Genomic DNA, 16780 nt, shown 5'->3' with positions numbered 1-16780 from the left:
TCATGATAGAACGAAACGAACAGGAGCGCCAAGATGCTCAATATGAAGGCCGCGACGAATACTATTTGGATATCGATCGAATGATTAATGAAGGCATGGCGGGCGGCTATGTCCACGGCCGTGAAGACGCCGTCAATATTGAAGAGGCACGTGACTTAGTCAAAGAAGAGCCGCCTCATGAAACAACATAATCATGCAAAAAACCGATTTTCCTTTTCACGGGGAAAATCGGTTTTTTGTATTATAATGAAATTAACATAAAAAAGAAAGGAAACGTATCGATGCTGGAACGGCTAAAATCTTATTACAAGGACGCGATCGTCATTAACGAACAGGTCGCCGACGCTGCTAGATATGAATGGTTTTATACAAAAGAGGGGGATAAAATCGGCATCGATAAACGCCGCCTATCCAAACAAGAAAAACAGTTATTATCGATCTTTCTCACCCCGATTCTTGACGCAAATCATACGATGAGCGAAGAAGAGCAGGCATGGCTGCGCTGGATCGTGCACGAGGATGCAGCGATGCTGCAGCATCTCTTCTCCCCGCCTCCGTATTGCCGTTTTATTCATTTTCTAACAAAACGCTCGGTCGCAAATAAAGGCGACTTTTACGATGCCGTCAGCGGATTGTTCCCTGACCCGATTACGATCGTTTGGGAACATGAACACCGTGGCGTCATTATTGAGAAAAAGCAAAAGCAAGCGGCAGAGCCTTTGCCGTTTGCTGATATTATCGATACGCTGGCAACCGATTTTTACGCTACCATCCATTTATTTATCGGACAAATCCATCCGTACGATGAGCAGCTTTACGAATCATTCCGCTATGAAAAGCGTTGCTTCGAGTTAGCCCAGGCATATATGCCGAAACAGACGGTTTATCAAATGGAAGATGTGATTCCGCTTTTGTTGATTCATGGCCATCCCGAACTGGAAGAAGTTAAAAAAGCACTTCCTTTTCTTGAAACATTAGACGATGAATGGCTGCGGATCATGCAGACATTTCTGCAATGCAATCTTAACGTTTCCATGGCCGCGAAAAAATTATATATGCACCGCAACAGCCTGCAATACCGCATTGATAAATTTATTGAAAAAACGGGGATCGATATTAAACATTTTAAAGGGGCGGTAGCCGTTTATTTGGCGATATTGTTGCAGCAATATATCAATAAACGCTGCTGAGTCCAATGGAAGCCAAACACGTTGAAAATGCAGCTGAATGTCTCCCTTTTTGTGTTTTTCATAAGAAGAAAAGTGAACATGGTTCGGCTGCTTGACAAGCAAAAAGTGGATGCTCCATTTTTTCTTACTAGAAGCCGATCTTCAGGTGAAACTTATATCGTTTTCCTATCGTCTTTGCCGTTTGGCATCTTGCCCAAAATGACGGCTCTTTTTTGTGCAAGTTGTCCATTTACGAATCTTGCCATTTTTCTGTATGCTTAAAGCGATTGAAACCGATTTCACGACGGGGGGCTTGACAATGGCAGAACTTCGTTTAGAGCACATTTATAAAATTTACGATAACAACGTCACAGCGGTAAAAGATTTCAACCTACATATTCAAGACAAAGAATTCATCGTTTTTGTCGGTCCGTCCGGCTGCGGAAAATCGACGACATTGCGGATGATTGCCGGTCTTGAGGAAATTTCAAAAGGCGACTTGTATATCGACGGCAAGCGGATGAACGATGTTCCGCCAAAAGACCGCGATATTGCGATGGTGTTCCAAAACTATGCACTTTATCCGCATATGAGCGTCTATGATAACATGGCATTCGGCTTAAAATTACGCAAATTCCCAAAAGCGGAAATCGAACGCCGCGTCCGTGAAGCAGCGCGCATTCTTGGACTGGAACAATATCTGGACCGCAAGCCAAAAGCGCTTTCCGGCGGTCAGCGGCAACGCGTCGCGCTAGGCCGTGCCATCGTCCGTGACGCCAAAGTATTTTTAATGGACGAGCCGCTTTCCAACTTGGATGCCAAACTGCGCGTACAAATGCGTTCCGAAATTGCGAAATTGCATCAACGTTTGGAAACGACAACGATTTACGTCACCCACGACCAAACGGAAGCAATGACGATGGCAACACGGCTAGTAGTAATGAAAGACGGGGTTATTCAACAAGTCGGCACGCCAAGAGAAGTATATGAAAAACCGGAAAATATTTTCGTCGGCGGCTTTATCGGCTCCCCAGCGATGAACTTTATTAAAGGAACGCTGCAGGACGGCAAGTTTGTTGTCGGCAATATTAGCCTCGGCATTCCGGAAGGAAAAATGAAAGTGCTGCGCGATCAAGGCTACGTTGGCAAAGAAGTCATCTTAGGCATTCGTCCGGAAGATATCCATGATGAACCACTCTTCCTTGAAGCATCGCCAAATACGAAAATTACCGCCCACGTTGAGGTAGCCGAGCTGCTTGGTGCAGAGTCGATGATTTATTCCAATATTAATGGACAAGAGTTTGTCGCGCGCATCGATGCCCGCACGGAAATCAAACCAGGCCACCAATTAGACCTTGCCTTAGACATGAACAAAGCGCACTTTTTCGATATCGAAACGGAAAAACGAATCCGTGCTGCTGATGAAAAATAATATGGTTTCCCCTCATTTTCATATAAATACTGCACAGGCTCTAGCGTCATCGCTAGAGCCTATTCTTTAATAAAACGCACTTCTTCCTGCCGGCAGTGTGGACAGTAAAACAAATGCACACATTCATGGTTGGCTAATGTGTACGGATATCCATCCACTATTTTCATCATATCGATATCCATATAAGGACTATAGTCATCAAAATAATCGGTTACCTTTCCTTGATCCTCCATTGGCTGTTGACAATGGGGGCAATATACCGTCACCTTACGTAATCTGTTGCATAGTGGGCAAATGTTCATGCTGTTTCCTCCTAAACACAATCCCTTATTTTACATATTCCCTAATTTCGGTAACGGTAAAACGTTAAAAATTACCATAAAAAATCCGTGAATAATCAAAACAAAACATCTCAAACTATTAGTACCAACAACCAATAATCCGTTGGGTTCAGCCAAGCTTGGCAGCATGCTTTATAGCATGCGGTGCTGGTGCAAATCCAGCAAACCCAGCCATCAAAACTTTAAACAAGGAGATGATGACACATGGCACGTAACAACAATTCGAACCAATTGTTAGTTGCAGGTGCACAACAAGCAATCGACCAAATGAAGTATGAAATCGCTCAAGAATTTGGTGTGAATCTTGGTCCTGACACAACTTCTCGCGCTAACGGTTCTGTTGGCGGCGAAATTACAAAACGTCTTGTCGCAATGGCACAACAACAACTTGGCGGCCAATTCGGCGCTCGCTAATAAAACAACTTCATATACATGGCTTAAGCCCCAGGCGTCTTGCCTGGGGCTTCATTTGTCTTGTTACTTGATGAGTTGCAAAAATTGTTTTGTACGTTCATGTTTTGGAGAAACGAGCAGCTGTTCTGGAGCTCCTCTTTCCACGATGATTCCTCCGTCCATAAAAACCACTTCATCGGCTGCTTCTTTCGCAAACCTCATTTCATGAGTGACGACGATCATTGTCATCCCTTCATTTGCTAAACTTTTCATGACTTTCAGTACTTCACCGACAAGCTCCGGATCCAATGCTGATGTTGGTTCATCAAACAGCATGACTTCAGGTTCCATGGCAAGCGCCCGCGCGATCGCGACGCGCTGTTGCTGCCCTCCAGACAGCTGAAACGGATAATGATGGGCTTTATCTCCGAGTCCCACTTTCTCTAACAATGCCATCGCCTTCTCGCGTGCACGCTCTTTCTTTTCTCGTTTGACCGTGACAGGCCCCTCCATGACGTTTTCAAGCGCCGTCATATGAGGGAACAAATTATAGCTTTGGAATACCATTCCTGTTAAGCGACGAAATTCATGAATCTCTCGCTTCGTCACAGACTTCGAAAAATCAAGCTGCCTATTTGCTATCGATATTTTCCCTTTCGTCGGCGTTTCAAGCACGTTTAAACAACGCAAAAACGTCGTCTTCCCTGAACCCGATGGACCGATAATGACCACTACTTTCCCTTTTTCCACCGTGATATCGATTCCTTTTAATACTTCTACGTCGCCAAATTGCTTATATAAGCCTTGAACAGAAATCATCATCGTATCTCCTTATCGCTATCGTGCAATGTAACGATTTAAACGCTCTTCGATTCGATTTTGTACAATCGATAGTAGAAAGCAAATAATCCAATAAATGATTGCTGCTTCCGTGTATAATAATAAGAATTCATAGTTCGTCGAGGCAATTTCTTGTGCTTTGCGAAACATTTCCGAAACGAGAATGAGCGATGCAAGCGATGTATCTTTTACTAAGCTGATAAACGTATTTGACAGCGGCGGAATCGAAACGCGCGCTGCCTGCGGAAATATTACCCGGCGCAGCGCCTGCCCCGGCGTCATTCCTAACGAATACGCCGCTTCCCACTGCCCTTTCGGAATGGATAAGATTGCGGCGCGAATAATCTCTGAAGCATACGCGCCAACGTTTAACGAAAAGCCGATGATGGCCGCAGGAAATGAAGGAATCGTAATGCCGATGTTCGGCAGGCCGTAAAAGATAATAAACAGCTGAACAAGAAGCGGTGTCCCGCGGATGGCGGATACGTATATTCTCGCGATCATTTCTAATACTTTTACTCCGGAAATGCGCGCCAATGCTGTCGCAATCGCCAATATTAATCCAATGATAAACGTAATAATCGTCAGTGGAATCGTATAATACAAAGCCCCCTTCACCAGTGGGAGAAGGGAACTTTGTGCAATGGATACCAATCTGTCTACTCTTTCAGGGTCTGCCATCACATTACTTAGATACATCTTCACCAAACCATTTCTCTGAAATTTTTGCGTATGTTCCGTCTTTTTTCATGTCCTCTAACGCTTTATTCACAGCTTCTACCAATGTGTCACTGCCTTTGCGGAACATAAATCCGCTTTGTGATGCGTCCTTATGCTTTGCCACAATTTTAATTGGCGCGTCTGGTTTTTGTTTTAGGAAATCAAGAACGGATAGATTATCGTTAATGGTAACGTCCACCCGCTTAGAGCTTAACAATTCGACCGCTTGATTAAATCCTTCCACACCGACAATTTGTGCTCCGTAAGACCGTGCTAAATCGGCAAAATTGCTTGTCATCGATTGTGCCGCTTTTAACCCTTTTATGTCTTCAAACTTAGATACTTTATTATTATCTTTATGAACGACTAACACCGCCATAGAAGTAATGTACGGATCAGAAAAATCATATTTCTTTTGCCGGTCCGGGCGAATTCCGACTTCATTGGCAATCATATCAAAGCGTTTTGCGTCCAATCCCGCGAACATCGCATCCCACTGTGTTTCCATAAACACAGGTTTGACGCCAAGACGCTTCGCTACTTCTGTTGCCAATTCCACATCAAAACCGGTTAGCTTTCCGCTTTTATCGTGAAACGTAAACGGCGGGTAGGTGCCCTCTGTCCCGATTCGCAATTCTCCAGATTTTTTTACCTGCGCTAATAAATCATTTTCTTGCTTACTCGGCTTCTCTTGTGATTGTTGATTGCCGCATGCGGCCAATAACAAAATGGAAGCCGCCATAAAAAAGAACAAACTGCGTAATAAAGTTTTTTTCATATATTCCAAACCTCCATCATTCCGATTGGTTTTAGCAACATATGTTATCATAAAAAAGCCATAGGCTAGTTGTCAAATGGAAAAACGTTTCTTCCATCATTATTCCCCTTCAAGCCCAAAAAAAAAGAGCTTTACGCTCCTTATATATTTTCCGCCAACGACTTGTTAAGCGAAACAAGCACTTTGCGAATCCGACGGTTTTCTACGTGCCGCACCGTAAACGTAAGCGGTCCGTAATGCAGCGTTTCACCGACGTTCGGCACGCGCTCAAACATTTCAAATATCCAGCCGCCTAACGTGTGCGACGCGCTTTCTGGCGTATCAATTTTCATCATTTCGCAAAATTCATCAAGCGGCAATTCAGCGTTAAACTCATAGCTGTTCTCATCGATTTGCCGGATGCTTTTTACCGCTTCATCATGTTCGTCCCATATTTCGCCAACAATTTGTTCAATAATATCTTCGAGCGTAATTAACCCGGCGGTACCGCCGAATTCATCGACAACAATGGCCATATGCACCTTGCTTTTTTGAAATTCCGGCAGCAAATCGGAAATTTTCATCGATTCCACGACAAACAGCGGTTTGCGTAATAACTTGCGAATGTTGACCTCTTTTTGTTGCACGAGCTCACTAAAAAAGTCGCTTTCTGACAAAATTCCGATGACATTATCAATATCTCCCTCATATACCGGGATGCGAGAGTATTTTTCCTCTAAAAACACATCGCGGATTTCCTCGATCGGCTGGTTTACTTCGACAGCAACCATATCAGACCGTGGCGTAAAAATTTCTTCCACTAAAATTTCATCAAAATCGAGCGAACGATGAATAAGCTCCTTTTCTTTATTGTCAATAATTCCTTCTTCCTCGCTTAAATCAATCATTACTTTAATTTCTTCCTCCGTCACCGCGGGAACAACCGCCCCGCTAGCAAACCATTTTGCGACATGTTCCCTTACTGCATGAAACATCGTCGTGACGGGAGAAAGCAGCTTCATCAATACGTAAATAATGCCTGCATAACGAATCGATAACGATTCTGCATGCACTTTCGCAATCGATTTTGGCAAAATTTCACCAAAGACCACGAGAAGCACAGTCATCACGATAATTGCAGCGACCAAACCCGCGCGCTCCCCAAGCATGGTTGTCGCCATGTCTACTAAAAAAGCGACCGCCACAATACCGGTGATTCGATTGGCTACAAGCACAGTCAATAAGACGTGGTCTAAATGTTCCATAATGTAATTTACCCGTTTACTGCCACGGTGATTTTCTTCCACATAATTCTTCAGACGAATTTTATTGGCGGACGACAATGCGGTTTCTGCCGAAGAAAAGAAAGCGTTTAACATCATGCAAAGGAAAAACCACCCTAACAACCCTAGAGGCAACTCTCCCAAAGAATCTTCACACTCCTAAATAAAACATGATTATGCTATTATTATCCATTTATATGATTATCATATCAAATTTTTCACGAAATGCCTATCGTCTAAACATGCAAAGAATAAAAACTGCAGAGTGGCCTCTGCAGTTTTTACGACTCAATCAAGCATGAACCGATAAAATATACTATTGCCAGCAAAGAAGCAATATTTAAGGTAATGGATAATTCTTCCATTTTGTCCCCTCCTCATTATTCGTCCCCATTATATCGTAACATAACACTTTTTCTATGTGGCAGACATTTTATACGACTTTTTGACAATTTTATTACTTTAGCCTAATGCTTCGCTTTATAGAAAGGGAATGCGTCGAGGGTTTTAGTTCCATGTTCCTCCTTTTAGCTAATCGCCAAGAGCAAGGCAAAAGGGGCTTCCCTTTCTTGAAGCCCCTAGCCTAAATAGCGGTAATAAATCGATTTCGCCTCTTGAATATCTTTTGTCCCATGAATCAACGCGCGCCCGTCGGAAAAGACGACAAGCCGCTCGTTTCCAAGCGATACGGAAACAAGATATGGATTGACATCCACGGCCAATCCTTGTTTCGCAAACAAAGCGGCCAGCTCTTGCAAATCATAATTTCGTTTGACAGCGGGGCGGATTTGCACCGAATTGCGCCCGCACAGCACCGCCGTTTTTGTTTGCTGCTCATAGGAAAGAAACGGATAGGACGGATTGAAGCCGCAAGTCGGGCAATCTTCTTTTTTCACCGAATCAATCCGTATCGCCGTATGCTGATTTTTCCATAAATCAAACGATACGAGCTTGTTGCGCAACGCTGCCCAGTCTTCGACTAAAATTTTCAGCGCTTCCGTCACTTGATAACTGACGACCATTTGCACCGCCGGGCTGATAATTCCCGCCGTGTCGCACGTTAGGCCGCCCGTCGGCACCGTATCAAGCAGGCAGTGAAAACATGGCGTTTTTCCGGGAATAAACGCGTAGCTAATGCCATAGCTACCGACACAGGCGCCATAAATCCAAGGGATGCGATATTTGTAGGCGGCGTCGTTGATAATCATACGCGTATCAAAGTTGTCGGTCGCGTCAATGAAAAGATCAGGCGTTCTTGTAGTAATCAGCTCCTCAAGCTCTTGCGCCGTCACATCGCCGACAATCGCCTCGATCTCGACATCGGAGTTTACTTCCTGAAGCCGTTGCTTAGCGGCGATCGCTTTCGGCAGGCGTTCTTTTGCATCGGCTTCGCTGTATAACTGCTGACGCTGAAGATTGCTCCATTCGACATAGTCGCGGTCGACAATCGTCACTTTGCCGACGCCGGCGCGCACCAATGCTTCGGCATTGCCTGTTCCTAACGCACCGGCACCGATAATGAGCACATGTTTTTGCCTAATTTTCCTTTGTCCTTCTTCGCCGATTGGCGCAAACAACTCCTGACGAGAATAACGTTCGTTCAAACAACACTCATTCCTTCCGTTGGACTGCTTGCGGTAGCGTACCGTTTTTTCGGAATTCTGCCCGCCTCATAGCCGAGACGTCCCGCTTCCACCGCTAATTTCATCGCTTTAGCCATTTTGACTGGATCAGCTGCACCAGAAACGGCCGTATTTAACAACACGCCGTCCGCCCCTAACTCCATCGCCAACGCCGCATCAGCCGGGCTGCCGATTCCGGCATCCACAATCACCGGTACCGTCGCCTGCTCGATAATGAAACTTAAGTTAAGCGGATTGACAATGCCCTGCCCGGAACCGATCGGCGCAGCACCCGGCATTACCGCATGGCAGCCAAGCTCTTGCAGCCGTTTGGCCAGCACGACATCATCGGAAGTATACGGAAGAACGATAAATCCTTCCTCAAGCAACATTTCCGTTGCTTTTAGCGTTTCCACCGGATCTGGCAGCAGCGTTTTCTCGCAGCCGATCACTTCTACTTTAATCATATCACATAATCCCGAAGCTTTGGCGAGCCGCGCGATTCGCACCGCTTCTTCCGCCGTTTTCGCTCCCGCGGTGTTTGGCAGCAGTTTATACTTTTTTAAATCTAAATTTTCCAAAAAGTTAGGCTGGCTCGGCTCAAAAATGTTCATGCGCCGGACAGCAAACGTTAAAATTTCTGCTCCCGATGCTTCGACCGCTTGCTTCTGCACTTCCAAACTTGGATATTTCCCTGTTCCGAGCAATAATCTCGACTGAAATTCATATGGCCCGATTTTTAACATCTCAACCGCCTCCTACAAAATGGACAATTTCGATTTGATCGCCGTCGCATAAGGTTGTCATGTCATATTGGCTTTTTTCAATAATGGTTAAATTTACTTCGACAATGGCCAGCTTGTTGTGCAATTGAAAATGGGCAAGCAAATCGCTGACCGTTTTCACTTGCTCGGGAACATAAATCGATTCGCCATTAATAATGAGCTTCATTCCTTCCCCACCTTTATTTGATGTCGCGTGAGCGAAAACGGAGCAAGATCGACATCTGTTTCTTTTCCTTCTACTAAATCCGCCAACAACACGCCGGTAATCGCGCTTAACAAAATGCCGTTACGGTAATGGCCGGTCGCCACCCAAACGCGCGGGTAATGAGGATGTTCTCCTATGTACGGCAGACCATCGCCCGTTTGCGGGCGGATGCCGCTCCATGCCTTTTCCCATTCCGCCTTTTCCAGTTCCGGAAGAAGACGGCATGCGCGTTCAATCAGACTCATTATCCCTTGGACCGATACTTTCCGGTCAAACGTGTGCGGCGTCGAAGTCGCCCCAATGAGCAGCCGGTTTCCGCGTTTCGGCACGATATAGCAACCGCTTTTGGCAAATACAGTTGTTTTCAGGAGCGGCGTTTCCGTTTTCACAAACAAGCATTCCCCTTTGACCGGATACATCGAAAGCGAAAGACCTGTTTGTTCAAGAAGCATGGAAGACCATGCCCCTGAGGCGATGACGACAATATTGGCGGCAAACGTTCCGCGATTCGTCTCGATTACGTACGAATCGCCTAACTTTCCTAAACGCATCACTTCGGTGTACTCATACCACTTTGCTCCATAGGCTAGCGAAGCGTGCGCCAATGCAAGCGAAAAATCGGGAGCGCTTACTTGACCGTCTTTTGGAATATACATCGCTGCCGCAAGATTGCCGGAAACATGCGGCTCGATTTCCTTTGTCTCATCCGCCGAGAGCCAGCGCGGCGGATCATCTGTCTGCCGCCAAAATTCGTAATGGCGGCGAAGGGCTGCTGCTTCTTCCTCCGTCACTGCCACTTTCAGCATGCCTTTCTGTACAAGCCCAATGTCCATTCCGGTAAGTTCCTTTAATTCCTCCGCAAGCTTAGGAACCATCTCCCTGCTTTTGATCGCGAGAGGAATAAGCGGGCTCTCTTCGGAAAATTCTGACTGCGCTCCAAGCATTCCCGCCGCTGCGCTGGATGCCTGGCTTGCTATCCGCTCTTTTTCGAGCACGCCGACACGAAATTGGCGTTTTGCCAGTTGAAATGCAATCGATGCGCCGATAATTCCGCCGCCAACCACCAATACATCGTAATCATGACGTTCCATCAACATCCCTCTCCCCTGTACATTGCCCATGTTTGACTATATGAGCGAGCTTCTTTACTTCTGCGACAGGATCTCTCGCCAAAAACACCGCCGACATCACGGCGATCCCATCGACACCCGCCCGCAGCACTTGCGCCGCATTCCCCGCGTGAATGCCGCCGATCGCAATGATCGGAATATGAACGCCGCCCGCAACAATCCGTAATGATTCGACTCCGCGCGGTCGCATCCCTGGCTTGCTTGCGGTCGGAAAAATATGTCCGTAGATACAAAAATCTGCGCCGCTTTTCGCTGCTTCCTTCGCCTCGTCAAGCGAATGGACCGAGCAGCCGACAACCAGCCTAGGAAAATGGTGCTTTACTTGACGGACGGATAAGCTGTGGTACGCAAGCTGCACCCCTTTTACGCCATATACGACCGCCACATCGACGCGATCGTTAACGATGATTTTTTGCGACGGGACCCCGTTGCCGATGAGAGCGGCAACAAACGCGGAAACCTCGCGCGCTGTTTTCCTTTTTTCCCGTACATGAATCGCATCGACATACGGATGAACGCGGGCGCAAATGGAAGCAAACTGTTCGACAGACTGTTCTCCCGTCGAAATGAGATGAAGCTGTTTTGTCATTGTCATCCCTTGCTTTCTAGCGTACATCGGTAACTGGAATATACGGGTAATGCACGCCGGTGTAATAAGCCGCCGCCGCCACAAAGGCAAATAGAGCGACAAGCGCGATATCGCATTTGCTAAAGCCGATTTCATAGTAAAACGTCCGCTCCGTGCTGCTAGAAAAGCGCTTCGCTTCCATCGCCACCGCGATGCGCTGGGCGCGGCGGATGCTTTGCGACAGGAGCGGAATCGCATAGCGCTTCATTTTTTCCAGCCATCCGCGGTTCACCGTTCCCCGCACTTTTAACGCATTATGCACGGTCTGAAATTCCTCGAGCATAATCGGAAGCAAGCGTACGGCCGCCAAAAAGCTGTAAGCGTATTTCGGCTTTAACTTTAGCTGCTGCATCAAGGAATAAAACAGACGGACCGGTCTCGTCGTTAAGGAAAACAAAAGGCCAAGAAGAGCGAAGGAAAGGGCGCGGAAGCCAAGATGCAGCCCGCGCAAAAAGCTTTCCTCCGTCACATGGATCAGCCCCCAGCGAAACCATGTTGTCGTCCCCTCGCCAAACATCATCATCGACGAAGCGGTCGAAACAAAGATAAGAAGAAACGGCAAAAACAATAGCAGCAAAAACTTCCACGGGTAGCCGGTAGAGAACATAAACAGCAAAAGCAGCGCGAGCGAAAAATTGATTAATACATTTGGATTATGAATGAACAATACAGCCAAAAACAGAAACAGAAGCACGATTAGTTTTAAACTTGGGTTTGTTTGGTGCAGCCATGTTTCCCGATAATGAATGTTCCATTTCATCGTCTGTTCCTCCTACACAAGCAGCGCGGCTGCTTTTGACCGCTGTCCGGAAATCGATTCATCCTTGACGAGCCGCCCGTCTTCGATCACCCATCTCCTAGTGGCAAAATGCTTCACAATATTTTCATCATGGGTGACCATAATGATGGTTGTCCCTTGTCTGCGATACGACTCTAACAGCTCGAGAAGCGCAAATGTATTTTTCGCATCCTGGCCAAACGTCGGTTCATCGAGAAGAAAAATTTGCTGTCCGCTTACAATTGAAGCGGCGACGCTTAAACGGCGTTTTTGCCCCATGGAAAGCTGGTATGGATGCTGGTCTTGCTGCCCATAAAGATGAAACTGCCGCAGCAGCTGTTCCACCGTTTCTGCAATCTCCGCCTCTTTCCGTTTTTCCAATCGAAGCGAATAAGCAAGCTCTTCGCGTACGGAATTGGTGACAAACTGGAATTCCGGATTCTGAAAGACAAAGGCAAGCAAACGGTGCAGCTGTTTAAGCTGCTTGCTGTCTTTGCCATACAGCTCATATGTTCCATCGGTGCGGATCAGCTTCATGAGCGCATGCAAGAGCGTGCTTTTTCCAGCGCCATTTTTGCCCGTGACAGCAATCCATTCCCCCGCATGTACGGTCGCTTCTTCAACAAGGATTTTCACCTCATTGGAGCGATAGCCTTGAAATTGGCGGAGATATATCCTTTTCTCCCCGCCGCTTTCCGTTTTCCGGCGCTGCCGCTTTGCCATATATTCCACCCATACGCCCGGATACCAAATTCCTTGAGAAGCGATGATGTCTTTATAGTTGGCAAACACCGTTTGTGCCTTGCCATCGGCGATAATTTCCCCGTCATCGTTAAATAAAACGATGCGGTCCACAAAATCGAGCACATGATCGATTTTATGTTCAACAATAATGACCGTTTTCTCTTTAGCGATCCGTTTCACCGTCTGCCAAATCTCTTTTGTTCCTTCCTCATCGATCATCGCCGTCGGCTCATCCAAAAACAGCACATCCGGCTCCAATGCCAATACGGACGCCAGCGCCAGCCGCTGTTTCATCCCGCCTGACAGCGTGTGAATATCGGTATGCGGCTCAATAAACAGCCCGACTTTTTCTAACAGCGTTTGGATCCGATGGTGCATCTCGCTTCTCGGCACGCCGATGTTTTCAAGGGCAAAAGCAATTTCCTCGTCCGCAAACGGCATGCAAAACTGCGTATCCGGATCTTGAAACACATATCCCCAGTTCGTCGGGAGCTGCAAGCGCTCCGCCTTCATCGGCACGTCGATCGAATGCGGAATCAATCCAGACAGCACTTGCAACAACGTCGATTTGCCGCACCCGGACGGACCGAGCAGCAATACTTTTTCTCCCTCGTAAATGGTAAGTGATAAATCTTTAAACAACAGCGTATCTTTGCCTGGAAATTTTAAGCGGAGCCGCTCTACAGCAACGATCGGTTTCATTGCTTCACCGCCACCTTTTTCAGCGATCGAGCGCATCATAATCATCTTTCGAAGCCGGACGCAACATTTGCGTTACCCCCGTTTTCTCTAACGCTTTTACTAGCGAAACGGCGAAAAATCCGGAAATCACCACCGCGCCGACAAAGCGGGCAATCAAGAATAACGCCAAGTTCCAAGGTGCCAGCGCTTCAATGTATCCTTTGTAAAAATCCATCACCAGCGAGCCGATGGTCGCCCCGATCGCGCCGAGCGACACAGCCAATGCGTCAAATCTCTTATAACGAAATGCCGCAAACACCGCTTCCGCCAACAACCCTTGAATCACTCCGTAAATAAGCACTTCAAGCCCCCATTCAGAGCCCATGATCAATTCACCGGAAGAAGCGGCAATTTCCGCCAACAGGGCAACTCCTGGCTTGCGAATGAGCAAATAAGCTACTGACGCGGCGATAAACCACATGCCATAAATCAATTGGTCAAGATGAAAGCCAAACACTTTCACAAAGTCGTACAACGGTCCCCACACTTTATAAATGATGCCGAATACCACCGCAATCACAATCGTTGTTAAAATATCAGCGAGTTTCAATCCTTTAGTTGTTGTGGACATACGCTTGCATCTCCTTTCTTGCTGATGGCCATGTTTCTAAACGATAAGCCATTTCCCAAAATTCGTACTCATACTCACTGCTGATCAGAAAATGCTGCTCCATCCGCTTGCGGTCCGCTTCCGTGACCGCTTCGGCGATCGCATCCAAACGGGCGATTTGCTCTTCTACTAAACTGCGGAACCAATCAGAACTATACGTACCAATCCATTTTTGATAAATCGGCTCGTCTGGCTTGCAATCTTTTAATCTTTCGCCAATCTCATAATAAAGCCAGTAGCACGGTAAAATCGCGGCAATGACGTCGCCTAAATGCCCTTCATACGCCGCCCGGTACATATGGGACGTGTAGGCGTATGCCGTTGGCGCCGGGATAAAAGCCGCTTTTTCTTCGTCAGTAATGCCAAGCAGTTCGGCAAACGTCTCATGCAAGGACAATTCCGCTTCGCATGTGCTCTGGGCATGATGCGCCAGCCTTGCGGTTGTCGCTAGATCTGGAGACTTCGCCGCCCCGATCGCTTGCACTCTCGCAAAATGGCGCAAATAATAGGCATCCTGCATCACATAATAGCGGAAACGGGTGAGATCAAGCGTCCCTTCTCCTAATTCTTTGACAAACGGGTGATGAAAGCTTGCCTGCCAGATCGGGTCAGCCTTTTTCCTCACTTCTTTTGCAAATGACATCCTCTTCTCCCCCTTTTTTCGTAAAAAATAAACGCCACTTCCTTTACAAAGGCGTAAAGAAAGTGGCGTTGCATACGAGTCGTCAAAACTACAGCAAAATATCGATCCGCGACTGCGCTGCTCCACTTCCCTACGCTGGTATTACCCAGATCAGGTTCTAAGGGTCTCAAAGGCACACTTTGATCTCAGCCTTTCTAAAGGCCCCCCTAGTGGATTGCGTCCGTTATGAAATTTTTTTGTTTGAGTTTATCATATCACTTGGAAAATGGTTGTCAACCCTTTTTCCTATTCCACCATCACTGCCGTGCCGTATGCCAAAATTTCCGACGTATTCGCCATAATCGCCGCCGTTGTGATCCGCACGCCGATCACCGCGTTCGCCCCTTGGCGCCTCGCCTCTTCCACCATGCGTTCAATCGCGATCTTTCTCGCTTCATCCATCATTTCCGTATACGCTTTAATCTCCCCACCGACGATCGTTTTCAGCCCGGCCATAATATCTTTGCCGATATGTTTGGACTGCACCGTATTGCCTTGGACAAACCCGATATACTCTTTCACTTGTTTTCCCGGTATGTAATCCGTTGTCGCAATGATCATGGCATCCCTCTTTTCCTTCTATGCTATGTTTATCATTATTCGATATCTCAAAAAAATAACCCTGTCAAATGTCGACAAACGTTGTCTTCATTGCGTCTTTGCCCGCAATTCGGTATTATTAAAAACGCAAATGACTACATCATATTGGAGTGGAGAATGTGGCGAAAGTATTTTTAAAACGAAACCGAAAAAAACGGCTCGAACAAGGTCATCCATGGATTTTTCAAAGCGAAGTTGATCATATTGAAGGCGATTTTGCACCGGGAGATTTCGTCGATGTATACAATCATCAGAACTACTTTTTAGCCAAAGGCTATATTAATCCAAAATCGCAAATGATTGTCCGCGTGTTGACGCAAAATCCCGAGGATGAGTTAAATGAGCAATTTTTTGTCGAGCGCATCCGCCAAGCATGGGCGTATCGCGAACGGATGATTCCCGGCGTCCGCTCATGCCGCGCCATTTATGGGGAAGCCGACTTTTTGCCAGGGCTGATCGTGGATAAGTACGAAGACGTGCTTGTCGCGCAAATTCTTTCCCTCGGCATGGAAAAACGAAAAGACTGGATTTTGCGCGGCTTATTGGAAGTGTTTCAGCCACGGGCGATTTATTTGCGCAATGACGTGTACGTCCGCGAACTCGAAGGACTAGAGCAGGAAAAAGGCTTTTGGTACGGCGAAGCGGAAACGGAAGTGCTCATTGAAGAAAACGGCGTCAAATATATTGTCGATATTGAAAATGGACAAAAGACAGGATTTTTCTTCGACCAGCGGCAAAATCGGGCGGCAATTAAACCGCTCATTGACAGCAACACGACAGTGCTTGACTGCTTTACCCATACCGGTTCGTTTATGCTGAACGCCTGCTTATACGGGGCAAAACATGTCACCGCGGTCGATATTTCCGAACACGCGATTGAAACAGCGAAGCGCAACGCAGCCTTAAACGGCTTTACGAACGTCGAATTTGTCGTCGCCAACGCCTTTGACTATTTGCGCGAAGCGGTTCGCGACGGAAAACAATGGGATGTTGTCATCATCGATCCACCGGCGTTCGCAAAATCCGCGCATGCCGTTCCGAAAGCGCTGCGCGGCTATAAAGATATTAACTTAAACGGCTTGAAGCTGGTCAAAGACGGCGGCTTTTTCGTTACCGCCAGCTGCTCGTACCATGTTCACGCCGATCTTTTCCAAGCGATGATCGCCGAAGCGGCGTTTGACGCGAAGAAAATTTTGCGGCAAGTATACTGGAACGGCGCCGGCTACGACCATCCGAAGCTGCTGGCCGCTGATGAAGGAGATTATTTAAAGTTTGCGATTTATGAAGTGCATTCGCGCCGGTAAGAAAAGAGGGTGGCCT

Annotated in this window: 20 protein-coding genes, 1 pseudogene and 1 riboswitch; of the genes and pseudogenes, 5 read left to right on the top strand and 16 right to left on the bottom strand. The window is 46.9% G+C overall.

Going from position 1 to position 16780, the window contains the following annotated elements:
• Window positions 1-2: 2 nt before the first annotated feature.
• The 3 genes from AC1WMD_RS00640 to msmX all read left to right on the top strand — a co-directional run bounded on the left by AC1WMD_RS00640 (window position 3) and on the right by msmX (window position 2601).
• The gene (locus AC1WMD_RS00640) at window positions 3-191 is read left to right on the top strand and encodes a hypothetical protein (RefSeq protein ID WP_186003903.1); all 189 of its coding nucleotides are present in this window, start codon (window positions 3-5) and stop codon (window positions 189-191) included.
• Window positions 192-281: 90 nt separating this feature from the next.
• Window positions 282-1190, top strand: coding sequence for a PucR family transcriptional regulator (locus AC1WMD_RS00635; protein ID WP_494255746.1), 909 nt, complete (start codon window positions 282-284; stop codon window positions 1188-1190).
• Between the two features lie 298 nt (window positions 1191-1488).
• Window positions 1489-2601: an oligosaccharide ABC transporter ATP-binding protein MsmX gene (msmX, locus tag AC1WMD_RS00630; protein ID WP_043903685.1), complete on the top strand. Its 1113-nt coding sequence runs from the start codon at window positions 1489-1491 to the stop codon at window positions 2599-2601.
• 59 nt (window positions 2602-2660) lie between these two features.
• Here msmX and AC1WMD_RS00625 read toward each other — a convergent pair whose 3' ends face one another.
• Window positions 2661-2903: a hypothetical protein gene (locus AC1WMD_RS00625; RefSeq protein ID WP_043903684.1), complete on the bottom strand. Its 243-nt coding sequence runs from the start codon at window positions 2901-2903 to the stop codon at window positions 2661-2663.
• Window positions 2904-3146: 243 nt separating this feature from the next.
• On the opposite strand from AC1WMD_RS00625, the gene AC1WMD_RS00620 reads away from it, so the two are divergent.
• Window positions 3147-3356 carry an alpha/beta-type small acid-soluble spore protein gene (locus AC1WMD_RS00620; RefSeq protein ID WP_043903683.1) on the top strand — a complete coding sequence of 70 codons (210 nt, stop codon included), beginning with the start codon at window positions 3147-3149 and terminating at the stop codon, window positions 3354-3356.
• A gap of 63 nt (window positions 3357-3419) precedes the next feature.
• Here AC1WMD_RS00620 and AC1WMD_RS00615 read toward each other — a convergent pair whose 3' ends face one another.
• The 15 genes and pseudogenes from AC1WMD_RS00615 to AC1WMD_RS00545 form a co-directional block, all read right to left on the bottom strand.
• Window positions 3420-4154: an amino acid ABC transporter ATP-binding protein gene (locus AC1WMD_RS00615; RefSeq protein ID WP_043903682.1), complete on the bottom strand. Its 735-nt coding sequence runs from the start codon at window positions 4152-4154 to the stop codon at window positions 3420-3422.
• Between the two features lie 18 nt (window positions 4155-4172).
• Window positions 4173-4874 carry an amino acid ABC transporter permease gene (locus tag AC1WMD_RS00610; protein WP_043903681.1) on the bottom strand — a complete coding sequence of 234 codons (702 nt, stop codon included), beginning with the start codon at window positions 4872-4874 and terminating at the stop codon, window positions 4173-4175.
• Window positions 4861-5673, bottom strand: coding sequence for an amino acid ABC transporter substrate-binding protein (locus AC1WMD_RS00605; protein ID WP_494255745.1), 813 nt, complete (start codon window positions 5671-5673; stop codon window positions 4861-4863). Before AC1WMD_RS00605 ends, AC1WMD_RS00610 begins: the two co-directional genes overlap by 14 nt.
• A gap of 140 nt (window positions 5674-5813) precedes the next feature.
• Window positions 5814-7079 (bottom strand): hemolysin family protein, encoded by a 1266-nt coding sequence (locus AC1WMD_RS00600; protein ID WP_043903679.1) that lies wholly within the window; start codon window positions 7077-7079, stop codon window positions 5814-5816.
• A 434-nt stretch (window positions 7080-7513) separates the two neighbouring features.
• Entirely contained in the window at window positions 7514-8539 is a 1026-nt protein-coding gene (locus tag AC1WMD_RS00595) for a thiazole biosynthesis adenylyltransferase ThiF (protein WP_043903678.1), read from the bottom strand.
• Window positions 8536-9303 carry a thiazole synthase gene (locus AC1WMD_RS00590; protein WP_043903677.1) on the bottom strand — a complete coding sequence of 256 codons (768 nt, stop codon included), beginning with the start codon at window positions 9301-9303 and terminating at the stop codon, window positions 8536-8538. Before AC1WMD_RS00590 ends, AC1WMD_RS00595 begins: the two co-directional genes overlap by 4 nt.
• 1 nt (window position 9304) lies before the next feature.
• On the bottom strand, window positions 9305-9508 hold the full coding sequence (gene thiS, locus AC1WMD_RS00585) for a sulfur carrier protein ThiS (protein WP_043903676.1): 204 nt from the start codon (window positions 9506-9508) through the stop codon (window positions 9305-9307).
• Entirely contained in the window at window positions 9505-10638 is a 1134-nt protein-coding gene (thiO, locus tag AC1WMD_RS00580; protein ID WP_494255744.1) for a glycine oxidase ThiO, read from the bottom strand. Before thiO ends, thiS begins: the two co-directional genes overlap by 4 nt.
• Window positions 10625-11266: a thiazole tautomerase TenI gene (tenI, locus tag AC1WMD_RS00575; RefSeq protein WP_043903674.1), complete on the bottom strand. Its 642-nt coding sequence runs from the start codon at window positions 11264-11266 to the stop codon at window positions 10625-10627. Before tenI ends, thiO begins: the two co-directional genes overlap by 14 nt.
• 16 nt (window positions 11267-11282) lie before the next feature.
• Window positions 11283-12065, bottom strand: a complete 783-nt coding sequence (locus tag AC1WMD_RS00570; RefSeq protein WP_043903673.1) for an energy-coupling factor transporter transmembrane component T family protein — start codon at window positions 12063-12065, stop codon at window positions 11283-11285.
• A 12-nt stretch (window positions 12066-12077) separates the two neighbouring features.
• Window positions 12078-12806, bottom strand: coding sequence for an ABC transporter ATP-binding protein (locus AC1WMD_RS00565; RefSeq protein WP_494255961.1), 729 nt, complete (start codon window positions 12804-12806; stop codon window positions 12078-12080).
• 300 nt (window positions 12807-13106) lie between these two features.
• Window positions 13107-13454, bottom strand: a pseudogene (locus AC1WMD_RS00560) (ABC transporter ATP-binding protein); the annotation flags it as partial.
• A gap of 94 nt (window positions 13455-13548) precedes the next feature.
• On the bottom strand, window positions 13549-14139 hold the full coding sequence (locus AC1WMD_RS00555) for an ECF transporter S component (RefSeq protein ID WP_494255743.1): 591 nt from the start codon (window positions 14137-14139) through the stop codon (window positions 13549-13551).
• Window positions 14123-14821 carry a thiaminase II gene (gene tenA / locus AC1WMD_RS00550; RefSeq protein WP_494255742.1) on the bottom strand — a complete coding sequence of 233 codons (699 nt, stop codon included), beginning with the start codon at window positions 14819-14821 and terminating at the stop codon, window positions 14123-14125. Before tenA ends, AC1WMD_RS00555 begins: the two co-directional genes overlap by 17 nt.
• 110 nt (window positions 14822-14931) lie before the next feature.
• Window positions 14932-15039, bottom strand: a riboswitch (TPP riboswitch).
• Between the two features lie 67 nt (window positions 15040-15106).
• The gene (locus AC1WMD_RS00545) at window positions 15107-15421 is read right to left on the bottom strand and encodes a YbjQ family protein (RefSeq protein ID WP_494255741.1); all 315 of its coding nucleotides are present in this window, start codon (window positions 15419-15421) and stop codon (window positions 15107-15109) included.
• Between the two features lie 158 nt (window positions 15422-15579).
• On the opposite strand from AC1WMD_RS00545, the gene AC1WMD_RS00540 reads away from it, so the two are divergent.
• On the top strand, window positions 15580-16764 hold the full coding sequence (locus AC1WMD_RS00540) for a class I SAM-dependent rRNA methyltransferase (protein WP_043903669.1): 1185 nt from the start codon (window positions 15580-15582) through the stop codon (window positions 16762-16764).
• Window positions 16765-16780: the final 16 nt, after the last annotated feature.

This window comes from Parageobacillus sp. NEAU-HV-2 (genome assembly GCF_059115485.1).
The sequence above is the reverse complement of the archived record's forward strand: the minus strand, read 5'-3'. Positions and strand labels throughout refer to the sequence as shown.

Coding starts and splice junctions, on each gene's coding strand:
- AC1WMD_RS00640 (WP_186003903.1), top strand. CDS start 3: ATGATAGAACGAAACGAACAGGAGCGCCAAGATGCTCAATATGAAGGC.
- AC1WMD_RS00635 (WP_494255746.1), top strand. CDS start 282: ATGCTGGAACGGCTAAAATCTTATTACAAGGACGCGATCGTCATTAAC.
- msmX (WP_043903685.1), top strand. CDS start 1,489: ATGGCAGAACTTCGTTTAGAGCACATTTATAAAATTTACGATAACAAC.
- AC1WMD_RS00625 (WP_043903684.1), bottom strand. CDS start 2,903: ATGAACATTTGCCCACTATGCAACAGATTACGTAAGGTGACGGTATAT.
- AC1WMD_RS00620 (WP_043903683.1), top strand. CDS start 3,147: ATGGCACGTAACAACAATTCGAACCAATTGTTAGTTGCAGGTGCACAA.
- AC1WMD_RS00615 (WP_043903682.1), bottom strand. CDS start 4,154: ATGATTTCTGTTCAAGGCTTATATAAGCAATTTGGCGACGTAGAAGTA.
- AC1WMD_RS00610 (WP_043903681.1), bottom strand. CDS start 4,874: ATGTATCTAAGTAATGTGATGGCAGACCCTGAAAGAGTAGACAGATTG.
- AC1WMD_RS00605 (WP_494255745.1), bottom strand. CDS start 5,673: ATGAAAAAAACTTTATTACGCAGTTTGTTCTTTTTTATGGCGGCTTCC.
- AC1WMD_RS00590 (WP_043903677.1), bottom strand. CDS start 9,303: ATGTTAAAAATCGGGCCATATGAATTTCAGTCGAGATTATTGCTCGGA.
- thiS (WP_043903676.1), bottom strand. CDS start 9,508: ATGAAGCTCATTATTAATGGCGAATCGATTTATGTTCCCGAGCAAGTG.
- thiO (WP_494255744.1), bottom strand. CDS start 10,638: ATGGAACGTCATGATTACGATGTATTGGTGGTTGGCGGCGGAATTATC.
- tenI (WP_043903674.1), bottom strand. CDS start 11,266: ATGACAAAACAGCTTCATCTCATTTCGACGGGAGAACAGTCTGTCGAA.
- AC1WMD_RS00570 (WP_043903673.1), bottom strand. CDS start 12,065: ATGAAATGGAACATTCATTATCGGGAAACATGGCTGCACCAAACAAAC.
- AC1WMD_RS00565 (WP_494255961.1), bottom strand. CDS start 12,806: ATGGCAAAGCGGCAGCGCCGGAAAACGGAAAGCGGCGGGGAGAAAAGG.
- AC1WMD_RS00555 (WP_494255743.1), bottom strand. CDS start 14,139: ATGTCCACAACAACTAAAGGATTGAAACTCGCTGATATTTTAACAACG.
- tenA (WP_494255742.1), bottom strand. CDS start 14,821: ATGTCATTTGCAAAAGAAGTGAGGAAAAAGGCTGACCCGATCTGGCAG.
- AC1WMD_RS00545 (WP_494255741.1), bottom strand. CDS start 15,421: ATGATCATTGCGACAACGGATTACATACCGGGAAAACAAGTGAAAGAG.